We start from the raw sequence: 16,565 nt of genomic DNA, 5'->3' as shown, positions 1-16,565 counted from the left end.
GAGCTTAGGGAAGGCTTCGGCAAACCCGCGCAATTTTACCGATCGCGGGCGTTTTGGTCAGTTGTCGCGCGATCTGACCTCGTAGCGCCAGCCGATGAACTCCTCCACCACCACGAGGAAAGCGCCGACGCTGATGAAGACATCCGCCAGATTGAAGACGGCGAAGGACCAGTGCGGCGTATGGAAGAGGATGTAGTCCACGACATGGCCGTAGATGGCGCGGTCGATGACGTTGCCCATCGCGCCACCGAGGATGAGCGCAAATCCAAGCCGGGCAAAAATCTGGCGCGGCGTGCTGCGCAGCGCCAGATAGACGATGAAGGCCGATACGACGAGCGAGATGACGATCAGCCCCGTATCGCCGAAGGAGGACAGCATCGAGAAGGCGATGCCGGTGTTGTAGGTGCGAAACAGCGCCAGAAACGGCAGCAGGTCGATCTTCTCCTGAAAGGGAAGCCCGCTTTCGACCGCGTATTTGATCCACTGGTCGAACACGATGGCGACGATGGCGAGGATCGCATAGATGCCGAGACCCTTGCCGGCGGCAGATGGGGCAGGGGTGGAACTCATGGGGCGGGCGCCTCCAGCGAGAGTGCCCCGCGGCGGATCTCGAACAGCATCACGCCGGTTGCGACTGCGAGGTTGAGCGAATCGGCGCGGCCGGCCTGCGGAATGCGCAGCAGGCGGTCGCAGCTTTGCGCCAGATCGTCAGGCAGGCCCTGCTGCTCGTTGCCCATCATAAGCAGTACCGGCTTGTCCGAGAAGTCGACCGAGCGATAATCGACCGCGCCTTTCAGATGCGTGCCGGCGACGAGGCCCGGAAAGCCCTTTCGCCAGGCAAGGAAGGCTTCCACGCTGGCTTTCGCGACCGGAACGGCGAAGATCGAGCCCATGGTGGCGCGCACCGTTTCCAGCGAGAACGGGTCGGTGGTGTCGCCGACGAGGATGACGCCTTTAGCGCCGACCGCATCGACGGTGCGGATGACGGTGCCGAGATTGCCTGGATCACGCACCCGGTCGAGCGCCACCCACACATCGCCCCTGGCCGGCCGAATATCTTTCAGGGGAACCAGACGCTGTGTGAACACGCCGACCACCATCTGTGGATTGTCGCGGCGGGTGATGGAGGAAAGCACTTTCTCCGAGACTTCCAGCACGTCGCCGCCAGCGGCCACGGTGCGGGCGGCGACCTTTTCGACCGCCGCATTGCCGCGTCCGGCTTTGGCGAAGATCAGGGTGCGGATTTCCCAGCCGAGATCGAGCGCGTCGATGACCAGCTTCAGCCCCTCGGCCATGAAGGCATTGTTCTGGTCGCGGAATTTCTTCAGCGCCAGAGCCTTGATGTCCTTGACCAGCGGATTGGACAGGCTGGTGACTTCTTTGACCCGTCCGACCGGACGGCGTTTTTCATGTTCGCTCATCTGGCGACCCATCTGGAAAAGAGCGAGGTGGAAAGCGCGCGGCCGGCCGATTTCTCGCGGATGATCAGTTCTCCGGATTCCACGGCGCCGCCCATGCCGGCGAAGGTGTCGCGCATCAGCGTATGGATGGCGAAGAAGGAAGCGCGGATCGAATAGGCGGTGAGCACCACGGCCAGCGGCTTCGGCGTCAGGATGGAGCGGCAGATGTCGGCAAGTGCGGGCAGATGCTCGAACAGTTGCCACACTTCGCCCTTGGGCCCGCGCCCATAGGATGGCGGATCGAACAGGATGATGTCGTAACGGCTGCCGCGACGCTCCTCGCGCTCGGCGAATTTCATCGCGTCCTCGACGATCCAGCGGATCGGCTTGCTGGTCAGCCGCGCCACTTCCTGATTTTCTCGGGCCCAGCCGATCGCCTTCTTCGAGGCGTCGACATGGGTGACCTCGGCCCCGGCGCGGGCGGCGACCAGCGAGGCAAGGCCGGTATAGCCGAACAGGTTGAGCACCTTCACCGGCCGTGTGGCATTCTCGATGAGGGCGGCCATGTGGTCCCAGTGCGAACCCTGCTCGGGAAAGACGCCGACATGGCGAAACGAGGTGAAGCGGCCGAGATAATCGATGCCGTCATGCTTCATCGGCCATGTTTCGCCGAGCGGATTGCGGGGAAACTGCCAGCGGCCCATTCCCTCCTCATCGGTGTTGCCGGTGAAGATGGCGTCGGCGCGGCCCCATTCCCTGTCGGGCAGGGCAGGGCGCCAGATCGCCTGCCCCTCCGGGCGCACGATGCGATAGGGGCCGTATTGCTCCAGCTTGCGCCCGTCGCCGCTGTCGAGCAGGGCGTAGTCGTCGCTGGGCGCGACCTCGAGGATCAGCGGCAGCCTTTCGGCCGGCAGCGCGCCTTCGTGGCGCACAAGCTGGCGCTTCGGCTGGTGCTGCGGCTCGCGTTCCTGCTCGGGACGCGCGTCTCGCTCCGGTCGCGGCCTTGCCTCATGGCTCCTGTTGCGCGTGGCTTTCAAGCGAATGCTCCGGTGGAAATATGCCTGCGCTTCTGCCATAGCGGCAGACGGGTCGCAACATGGCCCGCACCCATTGTGAGGGCAAGATGCAGGCAACCGGCATGAAAAGGGCTGCTCTGGCGGCCGCCACGCTCCTGTGTTCCTGCGTCGTTTCGCCATCGCTGGCCGATACAGTGGCCGCGCCGCTGGCTGAAACGGTTGTCGAGGCTCAGGTGGAGGAAGGCGTCCTGAAGGGGCACATGCTCCTTCCCGGCGACCTGTCAGGACAGCCGGTGGCCGTCATCATTCCGGGTTTCGGCCCAACCGACCATGACGGCAACAATCCGCTCGGCATCAATGCGGGCTATCTGAAGATGCTGGCCGAGGAACTGGCCGAAAAGGGAATCGGCTCCATCCGCATCGACAAGCGTGGCATGTTCGCCAGCACCATCGGTTTCCCCGACCCCAATGACGTGCGCGTGGCGGACTATGCCGGCGACGCCATTGCCTGGCTGAAGGTCGCTCGCGAGAAGGCGGGGACGGACTGCGCCTGGCTCGTGGGCCATAGCGAGGGCGGTCTGGTCGCCCTGAACGCCGCGCAGCTGGCGGGGCCGGACCTGTGCGGGGTGGTGCTCGTCTCCGCGCCCGGCCGTCCGCTGGGCGAGATTCTGCGGGAGCAGTTTACGGGGAACCCTGCCAACCGGCCTGTCCTTCCCCAGCTTCTGGAGGCGACCAGAACGCTGGAACGCGGCGAGAAGGTCGATGTCGCCAGCCTTCCCGGGATCGTGCGGCCGCTGTTTGCGGAAAGCATTCAGGGCTTTCTCATCGATCTGCTGAGCTACAAACCGGCGGAACTGATTGCAAAACTGAAGGTGCCGGTGCTGATCGTGCAGGGCGACAATGATCTTCAGGTGAAGGTTGCTGATGCAAAAAACCTGTCACAGGCCCAGCCGGCGGCGCAGCTGAAGATTTTCCCCGGTATGAATCACGTACTGAAGGAGACGCCGAAGGATAATCTCATCGCCAATTTCGCCGCCTATGGCGATGCCGGGATGCCTCTGGCTGCGGGCTTGTCCGATGAAATAGCCGGGTTCATCGCCGGCAGGCGCTGAACCGTTCCGTGCCGGCTCAGGCGCTCGGGTGCGGCAGCGCCGGATTGTGAGGGGCCGGATTGTTCGGGTTCGCGGCGGCCGGGCGCGCGCCTGCTGCCTGCTTCAGGCTTTCGGCCTCGATCGCGCGCTGGCGGGCCAGCTTGCGGTAGCGTCCCTGCCGGAACCATGTGGCCAGGCTTCCGATCAGCATGCCGAGCGCCAGTGCTGCGAACAGGAACACGAAGAAAGGCAGCGTGTAGGTCAGCGCCGGATTGCCGGGGTTGAACGGATCGACGGTGAACGCAACCGGGGCGCGGTTCGCCACCGCCAGCGCGATCAGGATGATGGCCAGCGGCACGAAGACGAGAACGAGTGCGAAGCGATTGAACATTGGAAATTCCTGACGCCTGGAGCATTTTGCAGTCAGCGAAGTCGTCTGACGTCGCATAAATGCGGCTCAAACAAAGAGATAGAGCAGCGGCCCGGATTTATCCGGGCGTCAGTCGCTCTAAAGCGTGTCGCGATCTCTCAGAGTTGCCGCTTACGCTTTAAGTTCCTGTTTTTACGCATGTCGTTGTCCCGAAGGCGGTTCCCGCTTTCGGGCGACAGGCTTTAGTCCTCCGCGTTCAGCCTTTCACGCAGTTCCTTGCCGGTCTTGAAGAAGGGAACCCACTTTTCCTCGACCTCGACCGCTTCGCCCGTGCGCGGGTTGCGTCCGGTGCGGGCGGGGCGGTTCTTCACCGAGAAGGCGCCGAAGCCGCGCAACTCCACGCGGTTGCCCTCCGCCAGCGCATCGGTGATCTCATCAAACACCGCGCTGACGATGTTTTCGACATCGCGCAGGAAAAGATGCGGGTTGCGAGAGGCAATGATTTGCACGAGTTCAGACTTGATCATGCGGGCAATCCCCTTGCGGACAAACATGCGGTCGAAATTATGCAGATGATTTCATTCGCTTTTTTCATTTGAAAGCGGGACTGTCAAGGGTGCCAGACCGACACCAGCCCGTCAAGGAACAGCCGCTCCATGCCAAGCTCCCTGACCACGTCGCCGCTTTGCTCGGGCAGACCCAGAGCGCGCGCGATGTTGCGTACCAGCGATTGCGACAAAAGAAGGCTTGCCGTTCCCTCCTTCGGCTTCCACTCGATAACCCTGAGATCGGGCGCGACGCCTTTGCTTTCCAGCCACGCCACGGCTTCTTCCTCTCCCCCGAGAGCGTCAACGAGCTTGTTCTGCAAGCCCTGTCGTCCGGTGAAGATCGAACCGTCGGCAAGCGCAAGCGCCTGCTCGCGGGTCATCGACCGGCGGTTGGCGACGATGTCGACGAACCAGTCGTAGCTGTCCATGATCAGGCGGCGCACCATGGCGCGCTCTTCCTCGTTGGTCGGCTTGAAGGGCGAGGGCGAGGCCTTGAGCGGCGAGGATTTCACCTCTTCCAGCTTGATGCCGATCTTGTCCATCAGGCCGGTGACGTCCGGATACTGGATCAGCACGCCGATCGAGCCGACGATCGAGGACTGGCGGGCCACGATATGATCCGTGGCGCTGGCGATCATGTAGCCGGCGGACGCCGCCAGCGTGCCGACTTCCGCGACCACCGGCTTCTCAGCGGCGATCTTGCGCACGGCCTCGTAAATGGATTCCCCGCCGGTCGTGGTGCCGCCGGGCGAGTCGATCTGGACGATGACGCCGGCGACGCGCGGCGATTTGCGGATTTTCTCCAGCCGCTCGAGCAGCTTGTCGTCCTGGGTGATGGTGCCCGTGATCCTGACCTTGGCGATATGGGAGCCTGAGCCGGTGCCATCGCCGCCAAACCAGGCTGCGATGCCGCCTATGGCAAGCAGGATGACGATGATTGTCAGTGCGCGCCAGAATGTCAGCTTGCGCCGAAGTCTGCGCCGGTCGATCAGGTCATCGGCTCTCTGTGCCATGCTCAGCCTCTTGGATGGGATATGGGCAGTGCCTATCTAGATCATCGTGCCGCCGGCGACCACCACTTTTGCCCGTTTTGCGCCGTAAAGGAGGTCTTGCGGGCCATTTGCGCCATCGTGTATCCTTAGACCGGTCATATTTTTACGGTTTTGATCCGTCCGGACTTGTTTGAAACGTTCCGCCTCCCGAATTACTGGGCATAAAGCGTAAGCTTCCTTTTGTAGAAAGTATTTGTTTTGTCGCCAGTGACAGATCCGATGGGCATGGAAGACAGACTGCCGCGGCCCGCGCTTGCCCAGGCGGGCGACGGCCAGCGCGAAGCAGCATTCGACCGTGCCCAGCAGCATTCGCGCCGGGTGCGCAGGCTTAAATTCGTGGTTCCGGCGATCGCCATTGCCATGGCTGTCGCCTTTCCGCTTTATTCTTACATGGTTGCTCCCGACGAGGTGCCGGTCACGACCGAGAGCAGCGCTTTTTCCGATGGCAAGCTGGTGATGTCCAATCCGAAGCTGGAAGGCTTCACCAAGGCGCTTCTGCCTTACGCGATGACGGCGGTTCGGGCCGTGCAGGATACCGCCAAAGAAGGCGTGATCGAGCTGGAGGGCATCAGCGCCCGGCTGCCGCTCAATGCGGAAACCACGGCGAAGGTGGATGCGTTAAACGGTTCTTATGATCGTTCGGGCAATACGCTGCAACTGGACAACGAAATTACGGTCACGACCACCGACGGAATGGTTGCAAAGCTGAAATCGGCCTTTCTCGACATGGACAAAGGCAATATGAAGACGGAGCAACCCGTCGAAATCAGCCGGGCCGGATCGCGCATCACTTCCGACACGATGTCGGTGGAAGATGGCGGCAAGGTCATGATATTCGAGAAGCGGGTTCGCGTGAGCATCGACCCCGCCGCCCGGAAGGCGGATCAGAAAAAGAGCGGAGACACCAATGCTACGCAGTGATTCGATGAGGCTTGCAGCGCTTGCATCTGCCTTGTCCCTTGTCGTGGCGGGCTCCGCCTTCGCCCAGTCGGGCGGCACCGGCACCATGTCGGGCCTGAAGCTGGCGGGTGATCAGCCGATCGAGATCGAAAGCGACAAGCTGGAAGTGCGTGAGAATGAAAGTCTCGCCATTTTTACCGGCAATGTGCAGGTCATTCAGGGGCCGACCCTGCTCAAGGCCGGTTCCATGGATGTTTATTACGTCAACGACAAGGGCGGTAATGCCGACGCGGCTGCGGGCTCCGCCACCACCGGCACGGCCAACATCGACCGGCTTGAGGTCAGGGACAAGGTTTACATCAAGTCCGACACGCAGGTCGCCACGGGCGATCGCGGCACCTTCGACATGAAGACCGAGGTTCTGGTTCTGTCGGGCGACAAGGTGGTCCTGTCTGATGGCGACAATGTTCTCACCGGCTGCAAGCTGACCGTGCAGATGAAAACCGGCCTCGCTCAGGTGGAGGCCTGCGGCAAGAGGGTCATGATGTCGATCTCTCCGGGTTCGCAGAAGAAACCGTAGGATCGCGGATGCTTTCACTTCAGAAGTTCGGCCTGTCCGGACGCAAGGCCAGTGAGACTGCTTCCCCGCCGAAGGATGAGGCAGTTTCGTCCGGGCTCAAGGGCACGCTGATCGCCCGCGGCCTGACCAAGAGCTATAAGGGCCGAAGGGTTGTCAACGGCGTTTCGCTTGGCGTGCGCGCCGGCGAGGCCGTTGGTCTGCTTGGGCCCAATGGCGCCGGCAAGACGACCTGCTTCTACATGGTTACCGGGCTGGTTCCGGTGGACGAAGGCTCCATCGAGATCGATGGTTACGATGTCACCTCGATGCCCATGTATCGCCGGGCGCGGCTGGGCATCGGCTATCTGCCGCAGGAAACCTCCATCTTCCGGGGGTTGAGCGTCGAGCAGAACATACGCGCGGTGCTGGAAGTCGTCGAAAAGAGCCGCAAGCAGCGCGAGAAGAACCTCGATGAGCTGCTGGAAGAGTTCCATATCAGCCATCTCCGCCATGCGCCGTCGATGGCGTTGTCCGGCGGTGAACGCCGGCGACTGGAGATCGCGCGCGCGCTGGCCAGCCGGCCGGCCTATATGCTGCTTGACGAGCCTTTCGCGGGTATCGATCCCATCGCTGTGGCTGATATCCAGCAACTGGTGCGCCATCTCACCAAGCGCGGCATCGGCGTGCTGATCACCGATCACAATGTGCGCGAGACGCTGGGGCTCATCGACCGCGCCTACATCATCCACGCCGGCGAAGTCCTCACTCATGGCCGGGCCGAGGAAGTGGTCGCCAATGCCGATGTGCGGCGTCTCTATCTCGGCGAAGGCTTCACGCTCTGAAGCCTTCCGCTGCGAAAGCGCCTTTTCTTCCGAATATAGTCTTTTCCCTCCCGAACGCTGCTCCGCCTGACGCTTTCTGAGGCAGATGCGGGCGCGAGCAGGGTTTTCGCGCGCCATCGCGCTTGACAAGCAAAAGCCGGGCCAGTTTGAATTGCCGGCACGGATAATCTCCTTTCCCGTTGCTTCGTGGGAAGAAACGCTACCGAATGGCACTCTCGGCAAAATTGCAGGTCAGGCAGACGCAGTCGCTGGTGATGACACCGCAACTGCTGCAGTCGATACGCCTGCTGCAATTCACCCATGCCGAACTGGAGCATTTCGTCGACGAAGAGGTTGAGCGCAATCCCCTGCTGGAGCGAGCGGAGAGCGGTCCGGATGATCTGGCCGGACCGGAGCCGGAATCCGACGCGAACAGCGCCGGCGAAACCGGCGACGACTGGTTCGGCAAAGAAGCGGGGCTCTCTTCCGAGGCGATATCGGAGCGGTTGGATTCGTCTCTTGAAAATCTGTTTCCGGATGATCCGGGGCGTTCCGAACAGCTTGACCCTTCCTTGTCGATGCAGTGGAAATCCGCCGCTGGCGGATCCGCCGGTGGAACTTCCGAGGGGTTCGATCTTGAGGATCTGGCGGCCGCACCCGTCACCCTGCGCGATCACGTCGCGGAACAGATTGCCTTTGCGTTCACCGATCCGCGGGAACGGATGATCGCGGCCGAGCTTGCCGATTGCCTTGACGAGGCCGGCTATTTACGGGCCGATCCGGGCGAATGTGCCGAACGGCTCGGCACGGATGCCGACAGCGTCGAGGCCGTGCTTTCCCGTTGCCGGAATTTCGATCCGCCGGGGCTGTTCGCACGTGACCTTGCCGAATGCCTGTCCATCCAGCTTCGTGCCCGCAACCGGCTCGATCCGGCCATGCGGGCGCTGCTGGAGAGGCTCGATCTTCTCGCCCGCAGGGATTTCCAGTCGCTCAGGCGTATCTGCGGCGTCGATGAGGAGGACCTTCTGGATATGCTGGCCGAGATCCGGGGTCTGGATCCGCGTCCGGGTCTCGCCTTTTCCGGAGGGGCCAGCGAGACGCTCGTGCCCGATGTCGAGGTGCGGCCCGCCAGCGATGGTGGGTGGACTGTGGAACTGAATGCCGATGCCCTGCCGCGCGTGCTGATCGACCAGACTTATTTTGCACGGGTGTCCGCCCAGACGCGGGATCAGGGCGAAAAGGATTTTCTCGGGCAATGCCTGCAGAGCGCCAACTGGCTGGCGCGCAGCCTCGACCAGCGCGCGAGGACCATCCTGAAGGTGGCTTCCGAGATCGTGCGCCAGCAGGATGCCTTTCTGGCCCATGGCGTGCGGCATTTGCGGCCGCTCAACCTGAAGACCGTGGCCGACGCCATCGGCATGCACGAATCGACTGTCAGTCGGGCCACCGCCAACAAGTACATGAACACGCCGCGCGGCGTATTCGAGATGCGCTATTTCTTCACCGTGGCGATCGCAGCGTCCGGCGAGGGCGAATCCCATTCCTCCGAAGCCGTGCGCGACAGGATTCGCGAACTGATCGAAGCCGAGGAAATGAGCTGTGTACTTTCGGATGACACGATTGTTGATCGCCTGAAGGAGGAAGGCATCGATATCGCCCGGCGCACGGTCGCCAAGTATCGGGAAGCTATGAATATTCCCTCTTCGGTCCAGCGCAGGCGCGAGAAGCGGGCGCGCGCCGGCCTGAAAGGCTGACGCCGGGGCACCGCGCTGCCGGTCGCCGTTTCGTTGACAAGCACCCATGAAGTGTCTAGAAGCCCGCCCGCATGAGGCGGGTCTGACCCGCGCAGGGAATGGCCATCGATGCTTGGACGGCAGGCTTTGAGAGTCGGCTGCGACGTTCTCGGGCAAATTCGGCACAAGGGGTGCCGTGTGGCTTGTACGAACGGACTACGCGTATAAACTCCGGTAAGTTTGAAGTCTGTACAGGGAAGGTCGGTAATCAGATGGCATTGCGGATTGCAGGAAAACATATGGATGTCGGTGATGCGTTCCGGACGCGCATCGATGAACGTGTTACTGACATCATTGCGAAATATTTCGACCGCGGCTTTTCGGGCCAGGTCACTGTCATCAAGTCCGGCTCGCGTTTCACCTGCGATTGCGTTGTGAGGCTTGATTCGGGCGCCTCCCTGCAGGCTGCCGGCGAATCCCACGATCCCATTCAGGCTTTCGATGCTGCGGCTGAACGGCTGGAAAAGCGTCTGCGCCGTTACAAGCGCCGTCTGAAGTCGCATTATCCGGTGAATGCCTCTTCCGAGGGGCAAAATATCGCCTACACGGTGGTGGAAGCGCTGGCCGAGGATGACGAGGAGGATATCCCGGAGGATTTCGCTCCCACCATCGTCGCCGAATCGAGCCTTGCGCTGAAGACGATGTCCGTCGCTTCGGCGGTCATCGAACTCGACACGACGGGCAGCCCCGTCCTTGTGTTCCGTAACGGCGGGACAGAACAGCTCAACATCGTCTATCGCCGGCCGGACGGGAACATCGGCTGGATTGATCCCGCGACGGTAAAAACCGCGTAAGGGTAGAAAAGACGGCGGGTACCTGCGTTCTTGGGGCCGGCCGCGGCAGGCGAAGCAGAGGAATTTCAAAAATGGCTCTGAACGATCTTGTCGACGTTCCGGCAATCCTGCCGGCGTTGAAGGCCAGCTCCAAGAAGCAGGTGCTCCAGCTTCTGGCCGAGCGCGCATCCGCTATCTCGGGTATTCCCGAGCGCGACATTTTCGAGACGATCCTGCAGCGCGAAAAGCTGGGGTCCACCGGTGTCGGCAACGGCATCGCCATTCCGCACGGCAAGCTGGCCGGCGTGAAGGGCATCACCGGCGTCTTCGCGCGACTGGAAACACCTGTCGATTTCGAGGCGCTGGACGATCAGCCGGTCGATCTCGTATTTCTGCTGCTGGCGCCCGAGGGTGCCGGCGCGGACCATCTCAAGGCCTTGTCGCGCATCGCGCGTGTGCTGCGCGACACCGACACCGTGAACAAGATCCGCGGCACCCGCGATGCGCAGGCAATTCACGCGCTGCTTTCCGAAACGCCGGCATCGCACGCAGCCTGAGAACAGGCAGCGCCAGTCGCCGTTTTTCCTGATTGAACCTTTACCGCAGGGGCCGCACACAGCGGCCCTTCTGCTTCATGTGGCTTCAGGAGCGTTCCGCCTCCGGCTCCGGCATCATTGCCGAACTGTCATGGAGCTCAGTGCGTGGCAACCGTGGTCAGGTCGTTTTCCATCGCTCCGGCAAGTGCGCGGTCGCGTTCGTCCGCCAGCAGGATCGGCTGGCCGTTCGCGGCGAACAGTGCCCACAGCTCAAGTCCGGGCGTGATCTGCGCCAGGCCGGGGAAGCGGCCGCGCAGGTCGTCGCTCGACATCTTTCGCAGATAGGCAACTGTACCTTCGCCGAGATGGGCCAGTTCGCCTTCGCTCATCACCTGGCTGTCGGCAATCGTGTCAACGGTTCTGGTCATATCCAGGCCTCCTGTCTATGAGCCGCCTTCCAAGGCCGGCTCTTCAGCATCGGCAAAGATCAGTCTTTCACCGATATGTTTATTTTTCGTACCAGCCTTTCGGCTTCGGGCCGGTCGAGATCTATGGACAGAAGCCCGTTCCTGAGCTCTGCCCCGATCACGCGCATTCCATCAGCCAGCACGAAACAGCGCTGGAACTGGCGGGCAGCGATGCCACGGTGGAGGAATTCGCGCTCGGAGTCGTCTGTCTGACGGCCTCTGACGATCAGCTGGCTTTCCTCGGTGGTCACGTCGAGGTCGCTTTCCGCGAACCCTGCGACGGCCAGCGTGATCCGCAGCTTTTCTGTGGTGCCGTCTGCGCCGCGAAGGCGCTCGATATTATAGGGAGGGTAGCCGTCGCCCGACTTTGCCAGACGTTCCAGCGTTTTCTCCATGGCATCGAAGCCGAGGAGAAGCGGGCTGGAAAAAGGCGTCATTCTGGTCATGCAATCCTGTCCTCTTGAGAGCGACAAATTCCGGAAGAACCCACACGGCATTCTTCCATGCACCAGATATGGTCTGCCACAGCCCCGAGTTCAAGATTTGGCCGTCTGAGCTGCACAGGAAAGGCAGGCTTGCCTTCGGCTTTCGCCGGTTTGCGCCGATGGTGACCTTCACCGGGCCCTGCGGGAGAGGGCAGCATCCACCTCGCTCGCGAGTGGGATGGAAGGCTGGGCGCTGGCTTTGAGGCAGGCGAGGGAACCTGCCGCAGCCGCGCGCGTAAGCACCTTTTCAAGAGACAGCTCCATGCTGAGGCCCGCTGCCAGATAACCGCAGAAGGTGTCGCCCGCACCAACCGTATCGACCGGCTGTATGTCCATGGCTGGCACCTCCAGAAAATTGTCGGGCGTCGCGGCCATAACGCCGTCGGGGCCCAATGTAACGATGATCGTTCTGCCGGTCCGGGATACGAAGCTCCGCATGCGTTGTCTGGCGTCGCTGCCTTCAATCCCGATGGTGCGGCAGCACTGGGCGAACTCCGTTTCGTTTGCGACTATGAAGTCTGCTTTGGTGAGGCACCGGCCTGACTCAGCGCGGTACGGTGCGATGTTGAGCACGCTGAGCGCACCCGAATCCCGCGCCATATCGAGTGCAGCCTCGACGGTTTCGGGCGGTATCTCCTGCTGAAGCAGCAGGACATCACCCTTCCTCAGCTCTGCCTTTTCAAGATGAGCTGGACGAACTTCGCTGTTGGCGCCCGCCACCAGCGCGATCATGTTTTCACCGTCGGCGCCGACGAAGATAAGCGCGGTACCGGTCGGGGCCGTGCTGACGGCCACGCCGGAAAGATCGAGCCGGCCGGCGCGCAAAAGGGACAAAGCTTCACCGGCGAAGGCATCGTTACCGACTGCGCCGATCATGCGCACCCCTGCGCCGGCGCGCGCTGCCGCCAGGGCCTGATTGGCACCCTTGCCGCCGGGAGCTTTGTCAAAGCCGCTGCCCTGCAATGTCTCGCCGGGAGAGGGCAGGCGCTCCAGCCTGACGATCAGATCCAGATTGATAGACCCGACAACGACGATCATGCCCGCAAAACTCCCTGACCTTGCGAGCTTATCGTGCGCCGCACAAAGCGCAATGCGCGCTTCCCGGTGTCAGGCTACCTGTCCCGCTTCCCAGCCGAGAATGGCCCGCTTGCGGGTCAGGCCCCAGTGATAGCCAGTGAGCGCACCGGATTTCGCCAGGGCGCGGTGGCAGGGCACCACGAAGGAGATGGGATTGGCCCCGCAGGCAGCGCCCACGGCGCGCGAGGCCTTCGGCTCCCCGATCTGTCCGGCGAGATCGGAATAGGTTCTGGCCGCGCCCATGGGGATAGACAACAAAGCCTCCCACACCCGCACCTGAAAGTCGGTGCCGATCATGACCACGCGCAGGGGCTGGTCGGCGCGCCAGCGGGACGGATCGAAGATGCGCTGCGCATAGGGCAGGGTGGCGGCCATGTCTTCGATGTAGGTGGCGTTGGGCCAGCGGCCGGCCATATCGTCGAACGCGGCTTTTTCATCGCCGGGATCGTTGAAGGAAAGGCCGGCAAGCCCCCGGTCGGTGACCATGATCAGCGCGATGCCGAAGGGCGAGACGTGGTAGCCATAATTTATGGTCAGGCCTTCGCCGCGGTTCTTGTAGGCCCCCGGCGACATCGCCTCATGGGTGACGAACAAATCGTGCAGGCGGGCAGGGCCGGACATGCCCACTTCCATGGAGGCTTCCAGCAGCGGCGCGCCCGATTCGAGCAGCCGCCGCGCATGGTCGAGCGTCACCGCCTGCAAAAAGCCCTTGGGCGAAAGCCCGGCCCAGCGGGTGAACAGTTTCTGCAGGCCGGTCGGGGTCTCGCCCACATCGGCAGCCAGTTCCTCCAGCGATGGCTGGTCGCGATAGTCGAGGCTGATCTTTTCGATGACTTGGCGCACGATCTCATAATCGCTGCCTTGCGGGGTGATGTCGCGTTCGAGAACGGGTACGGGCTTCATCTGGGTGCGGGCGTTCATGGCCTGTCTCGCTGATATCTGTCTGGTCTCAAATATCGTCCCAAAAGAGCGCCATTCCCACCCGTTTCCTGCCGAATGCGTGCTTTCTTAACGGGCCTTTGCGGTGGCAAGGGCGCGGGAAAACGCGGTGGCGAAGCTTTCGCGGTCGTCCGGGTTGAGGAAACTGCCGATCGCCACGCTTTGCTCGCGCGTTTCCACCGCCATGCGGGTAATGCCGATTTCGGTGTGGCGGGCCACGGAAAAGCGTGTCCAGAACGGATTGAAGCGATGCTGCTCGGATTTGCCGGAGGGCGAAATCTTGCGGATATGCAGTTCGGTTCGGGAAACCGACACTTCCTCGCGGGCGCGGGCAGCCCGATAGTTGAACCGGAATGCGACATAGAGGGCCACCACGTCGAGACCGAAGAAGCCGAAGATCGGCCATGCGCCGTGGCTGAGGAAAATGATGCCGATGATGGCCCAAGCAGACAGCATGGCGCCGAACAGGATCAGAAAGCCGGTGCGCCCAAGCGATCTGTACGGCGTCAGCAGCGCTGTGAAGAAGGGCTGATCCGCGGCAAAGTCGGCATTTGTCTCGCTCATGCGGCGATACTATAGGATGAGCATGAGCAAGCCCAAGTCAAAAGATCGGCCTGTGCCCGGAAATGAGGTTGCGCGGACGGTGCCGAAGGCAAAGGCGGTGAAGGCGCGGCCTGCGCCGCGCCGTCCGCGTTCGCTGTACACGCCGGCCGAGGTTCATGAGATTTTCCGCCGGTTCTCGGTGCAGCGGCCGGAACCGAAGGGCGAACTGGAGCATGTCAACGCCTTCACCCTGCTGGTGGCGGTGGTGCTGTCGGCGCAGGCGACCGATGCCGGCGTCAACAAGGCGACACGCGCACTGTTCCAGATCGCCGACACGCCGCAGAAGATGCTGGCGCTGGGTGAGGAGAAGGTGGGCGACTATATCCGCACCATCGGCCTGTGGCGCAACAAGGCAAAGAACGTGATCGCCCTTTCGCAGGCGCTCATTCGCGATCATCACGGTAAAGTTCCTGATGATCGCGACGAACTGGTGAAGCTGCCGGGTGTTGGCCGAAAGACCGCCAATGTGGTGCTCAACATGGCTTTCGGCCAGCATACGATGGCGGTGGACACCCACATCCTGCGCATCGGCAACCGTATCGGACTGGCTCCGGGCAAGACACCGGAGCAGGTGGAGGCGGAGCTTGTCCGCATCATTCCAGACGAATTCATGCGCCATGCCCATCACTGGCTCATCCTGCACGGGCGCTATGTGTGCAAGGCGCGAAAGCCGGATTGCCCGGCATGTGTGATTGCCGATATCTGCAAATCTGCGGAAAAAACCACCTCCATACCCGCTCCGCTGGTGGAGCTGGCGCCGCAGGAAATCCCGCAGTCACTTTGAGTGCGTCGCTGCTGCTTTGCCGGTGCGCCGGATCACGCTTTGGCTTTTTCAGGCTTTGCCGGCGCGGTTTCCTGCGGAATTTTCAGCTGGCGGACGAGGCTTGCCAGTTCCGGCTCATCGATCAGCACGGCTGCCTGCGCGGGTGAAAGCCATGCGCGCTGGCGGCGGCCGGATTCCGGCCACTGCTTCATCTGTTCGGAGACTTCCAGAAGATAGACGGTGACATCGATGCGCACGAAGGCGGCCGGCAGGCGCTTCCAGTAAGTGTAGGTTCCTGCGGGCTCCTTGAGCGTCTTTCCAGAGACGCCGGCCTCTTCCTCAGCCTCGATGGTGGCGGCCTTGCGGCCGCTCTTGCCTTTCATCGGCCAGCCTTTGGGCAGAATGAAGCGCTGGGTTTCGCGCGAGGTGACCAGCATGACCTGCAAATCGCCATCGGCTCCGATCCTGAAAGGGATCGCCGCCACCTGGCGAATCTTCTCGCCTTTCTTCGCTTTACGAAGGACCTGCTTCTTCTGTTTCGCCATATTCCGTCGATTCGATCTGCACCGAACAGAATAGTCGGCTAATCAATTGAGGCAAGCCACGTCAGCGGCAATTCCTTACATAACCGCTGCCTGTCACCTGAGTTTGACAGTTTTGCTGAAAAGTGGGCACCTGCGGGCGCTGCCCGGGAGGCTGGGTGACCTGCTGGCGGTCGATCTGCCTGTTAAGCTGCTGCTGCTGCTCGAATTGCTGGCGCTGGATGCGGTTCTGAAGCTGGATGATTTCGGACTGGTCCTGCACCACGGGCGGCCGTTGCTGGGCCGAGGCCGGAACGCTGACGGTCAGAAGTGCTGCTGCGAAGACCGCCGCCGCATATGAGGTTCGGGAGAGTTCGTTCAGCATCTGTCCGCAACCCTTGATACCGCCAGAATATAAGCCTGCTGCATCATTGTTCCAGAAAATTGAGGCCGAAAAACAGAAAAGGCCGCCCAATGGCGGCCTTTTCGTGCAGTTACTAAATCCACTGGTTTCAGTGATACTTAAGAGCCAATGGTAGCACCGCCGCCTTTGGCTGGCTTATTAGCTGCCATTGCCACCGCCGGCGGTGCCGTTTGCCTTCTCAAGTTCACCGCTCACCTTTTCGAAGGTTCCGCTGATGTTGGTGCCAAGAGCAGTGGCAGCCGTGATGATGCCAACGGCGATCAGAGCTGCGATCAGGCCGTATTCGATGGCGGTGGCGCCAGACTCGTCCTTGGCGAAGCGTGCGAAAAGCTTGGTCATATCTGTATTCCTTGTTGCCCAGGTTGTGACTTGTTTGAACGGCTTCTTGATGAACCGTGACCCCACTATCGCGGGTGCAGCTTTCGGT

The 16,565-nt window shown here is 61.9% G+C and carries 22 protein-coding genes; 8 read left to right on the top strand and 14 right to left on the bottom strand.

What is annotated here, in order from left to right:
• Positions 1 to 57 precede the first annotated feature (57 nt).
• Genes lspA through AC5XE7_RS10810 form a run of 3 tightly spaced genes read right to left on the bottom strand, consistent with a single transcriptional unit; the run spans position 58 to position 2,437 of the window.
• Positions 58 to 570: a signal peptidase II gene (lspA, locus tag AC5XE7_RS10820; RefSeq protein WP_495366017.1), complete on the bottom strand. Its 513-nt coding sequence runs from the start codon at positions 568 to 570 to the stop codon at positions 58 to 60.
• Positions 567 to 1,421: a TrmH family RNA methyltransferase gene (locus AC5XE7_RS10815; RefSeq protein WP_495366016.1), complete on the bottom strand. Its 855-nt coding sequence runs from the start codon at positions 1,419 to 1,421 to the stop codon at positions 567 to 569. The genes lspA and AC5XE7_RS10815 overlap by 4 nt, the downstream gene beginning before the upstream one ends.
• A complete protein-coding gene (locus AC5XE7_RS10810; protein ID WP_495366015.1) occupies positions 1,418 to 2,437 on the bottom strand; it encodes an RsmD family RNA methyltransferase in 1,020 nt (339 codons plus the stop codon). Before AC5XE7_RS10810 ends, AC5XE7_RS10815 begins: the two co-directional genes overlap by 4 nt.
• A 101-nt stretch (positions 2,438 to 2,538) precedes the next feature.
• Here AC5XE7_RS10810 and AC5XE7_RS10805 point away from each other — a divergent pair, with 101 nt between their 5' ends.
• Positions 2,539 to 3,528, top strand: a complete 990-nt coding sequence (locus AC5XE7_RS10805) for an alpha/beta hydrolase (RefSeq protein ID WP_495366014.1) — start codon at positions 2,539 to 2,541, stop codon at positions 3,526 to 3,528.
• A gap of 16 nt (positions 3,529 to 3,544) precedes the next feature.
• Here AC5XE7_RS10805 and AC5XE7_RS10800 read toward each other — a convergent pair whose 3' ends face one another.
• The 3 genes from AC5XE7_RS10800 to sppA all read right to left on the bottom strand — a co-directional run bounded on the left by AC5XE7_RS10800 (position 3,545) and on the right by sppA (position 5,438).
• Positions 3,545 to 3,898 (bottom strand): DUF1049 domain-containing protein, encoded by a 354-nt coding sequence (locus AC5XE7_RS10800; protein WP_239799506.1) that lies wholly within the window; start codon positions 3,896 to 3,898, stop codon positions 3,545 to 3,547.
• Positions 3,899 to 4,119: 221 nt separating this feature from the next.
• On the bottom strand, positions 4,120 to 4,404 hold the full coding sequence (locus tag AC5XE7_RS10795; RefSeq protein ID WP_183831902.1) for an integration host factor subunit beta: 285 nt from the start codon (positions 4,402 to 4,404) through the stop codon (positions 4,120 to 4,122).
• Between the two features lie 83 nt (positions 4,405 to 4,487).
• Positions 4,488 to 5,438, bottom strand: coding sequence for a signal peptide peptidase SppA (sppA, locus tag AC5XE7_RS10790; RefSeq protein ID WP_183831901.1), 951 nt, complete (start codon positions 5,436 to 5,438; stop codon positions 4,488 to 4,490).
• Between the two features lie 264 nt (positions 5,439 to 5,702).
• Here sppA and lptC point away from each other — a divergent pair, with 264 nt between their 5' ends.
• From lptC to ptsN, 6 genes are all read left to right on the top strand, one after another.
• Positions 5,703 to 6,398 (top strand): LPS export ABC transporter periplasmic protein LptC, encoded by a 696-nt coding sequence (gene lptC, locus AC5XE7_RS10785; RefSeq protein ID WP_275592326.1) that lies wholly within the window; start codon positions 5,703 to 5,705, stop codon positions 6,396 to 6,398.
• Positions 6,385 to 6,957, top strand: a complete 573-nt coding sequence (locus tag AC5XE7_RS10780; protein WP_183831899.1) for an LptA/OstA family protein — start codon at positions 6,385 to 6,387, stop codon at positions 6,955 to 6,957. The genes lptC and AC5XE7_RS10780 overlap by 14 nt, the downstream gene beginning before the upstream one ends.
• A gap of 8 nt (positions 6,958 to 6,965) precedes the next feature.
• Positions 6,966 to 7,778 carry an LPS export ABC transporter ATP-binding protein gene (lptB, locus tag AC5XE7_RS10775; protein WP_495366013.1) on the top strand — a complete coding sequence of 271 codons (813 nt, stop codon included), beginning with the start codon at positions 6,966 to 6,968 and terminating at the stop codon, positions 7,776 to 7,778.
• A gap of 206 nt (positions 7,779 to 7,984) precedes the next feature.
• Positions 7,985 to 9,511, top strand: a complete 1,527-nt coding sequence (rpoN, locus tag AC5XE7_RS10770) for an RNA polymerase factor sigma-54 (protein WP_495366012.1) — start codon at positions 7,985 to 7,987, stop codon at positions 9,509 to 9,511.
• Between the two features lie 251 nt (positions 9,512 to 9,762).
• Entirely contained in the window at positions 9,763 to 10,344 is a 582-nt protein-coding gene (gene hpf, locus AC5XE7_RS10765) for a ribosome hibernation-promoting factor, HPF/YfiA family (protein ID WP_275592411.1), read from the top strand.
• A 71-nt stretch (positions 10,345 to 10,415) separates the two neighbouring features.
• On the top strand, positions 10,416 to 10,880 hold the full coding sequence (gene ptsN / locus AC5XE7_RS10760) for a PTS IIA-like nitrogen regulatory protein PtsN (protein WP_183831896.1): 465 nt from the start codon (positions 10,416 to 10,418) through the stop codon (positions 10,878 to 10,880).
• 137 nt (positions 10,881 to 11,017) lie between these two features.
• Here the strand turns inward: ptsN and AC5XE7_RS10755 are convergent, their stop codons facing one another.
• The 5 genes from AC5XE7_RS10755 to AC5XE7_RS10735 all read right to left on the bottom strand — a co-directional run bounded on the left by AC5XE7_RS10755 (position 11,018) and on the right by AC5XE7_RS10735 (position 14,391).
• The gene (locus AC5XE7_RS10755) at positions 11,018 to 11,287 is read right to left on the bottom strand and encodes a BQ00720 family protein (protein ID WP_183831895.1); all 270 of its coding nucleotides are present in this window, start codon (positions 11,285 to 11,287) and stop codon (positions 11,018 to 11,020) included.
• A gap of 59 nt (positions 11,288 to 11,346) precedes the next feature.
• Positions 11,347 to 11,772: an Hsp20 family protein gene (locus tag AC5XE7_RS10750; RefSeq protein ID WP_183831894.1), complete on the bottom strand. Its 426-nt coding sequence runs from the start codon at positions 11,770 to 11,772 to the stop codon at positions 11,347 to 11,349.
• Between the two features lie 168 nt (positions 11,773 to 11,940).
• The gene (locus tag AC5XE7_RS10745) at positions 11,941 to 12,849 is read right to left on the bottom strand and encodes a ribokinase (protein WP_495366011.1); all 909 of its coding nucleotides are present in this window, start codon (positions 12,847 to 12,849) and stop codon (positions 11,941 to 11,943) included.
• A gap of 69 nt (positions 12,850 to 12,918) precedes the next feature.
• Positions 12,919 to 13,809 (bottom strand): methylated-DNA--[protein]-cysteine S-methyltransferase, encoded by an 891-nt coding sequence (locus tag AC5XE7_RS10740; protein WP_495366010.1) that lies wholly within the window; start codon positions 13,807 to 13,809, stop codon positions 12,919 to 12,921.
• 87 nt (positions 13,810 to 13,896) lie between these two features.
• Positions 13,897 to 14,391 (bottom strand): DUF2244 domain-containing protein, encoded by a 495-nt coding sequence (locus AC5XE7_RS10735; protein WP_183831891.1) that lies wholly within the window; start codon positions 14,389 to 14,391, stop codon positions 13,897 to 13,899.
• A 22-nt stretch (positions 14,392 to 14,413) separates the two neighbouring features.
• Between AC5XE7_RS10735 and nth the strand changes: the two genes are divergently transcribed.
• Positions 14,414 to 15,214 (top strand): endonuclease III, encoded by an 801-nt coding sequence (nth, locus tag AC5XE7_RS10730; protein ID WP_495366009.1) that lies wholly within the window; start codon positions 14,414 to 14,416, stop codon positions 15,212 to 15,214.
• A gap of 32 nt (positions 15,215 to 15,246) precedes the next feature.
• On the opposite strand, the gene AC5XE7_RS10725 is transcribed toward nth, so the two are convergent.
• The 3 genes from AC5XE7_RS10725 to AC5XE7_RS10715 form a co-directional block, all read right to left on the bottom strand.
• Complete coding sequence (locus AC5XE7_RS10725) at positions 15,247 to 15,738, bottom strand: NUDIX hydrolase (protein ID WP_495366008.1); 492 nt, start codon at positions 15,736 to 15,738, stop codon at positions 15,247 to 15,249.
• A 61-nt stretch (positions 15,739 to 15,799) separates the two neighbouring features.
• The gene (locus tag AC5XE7_RS10720) at positions 15,800 to 16,189 is read right to left on the bottom strand and encodes a hypothetical protein (RefSeq protein ID WP_495366007.1); all 390 of its coding nucleotides are present in this window, start codon (positions 16,187 to 16,189) and stop codon (positions 15,800 to 15,802) included.
• Positions 16,190 to 16,276: 87 nt separating this feature from the next.
• Positions 16,277 to 16,477, bottom strand: coding sequence for a Flp family type IVb pilin (locus tag AC5XE7_RS10715; protein ID WP_495366006.1), 201 nt, complete (start codon positions 16,475 to 16,477; stop codon positions 16,277 to 16,279).
• Positions 16,478 to 16,565: the final 88 nt, after the last annotated feature.

It is taken from the genome of Aquamicrobium sp. YD-1-mutant5 (assembly GCF_059509755.1).
This window is presented reverse-complemented; position numbering and strand designations above follow the sequence as displayed.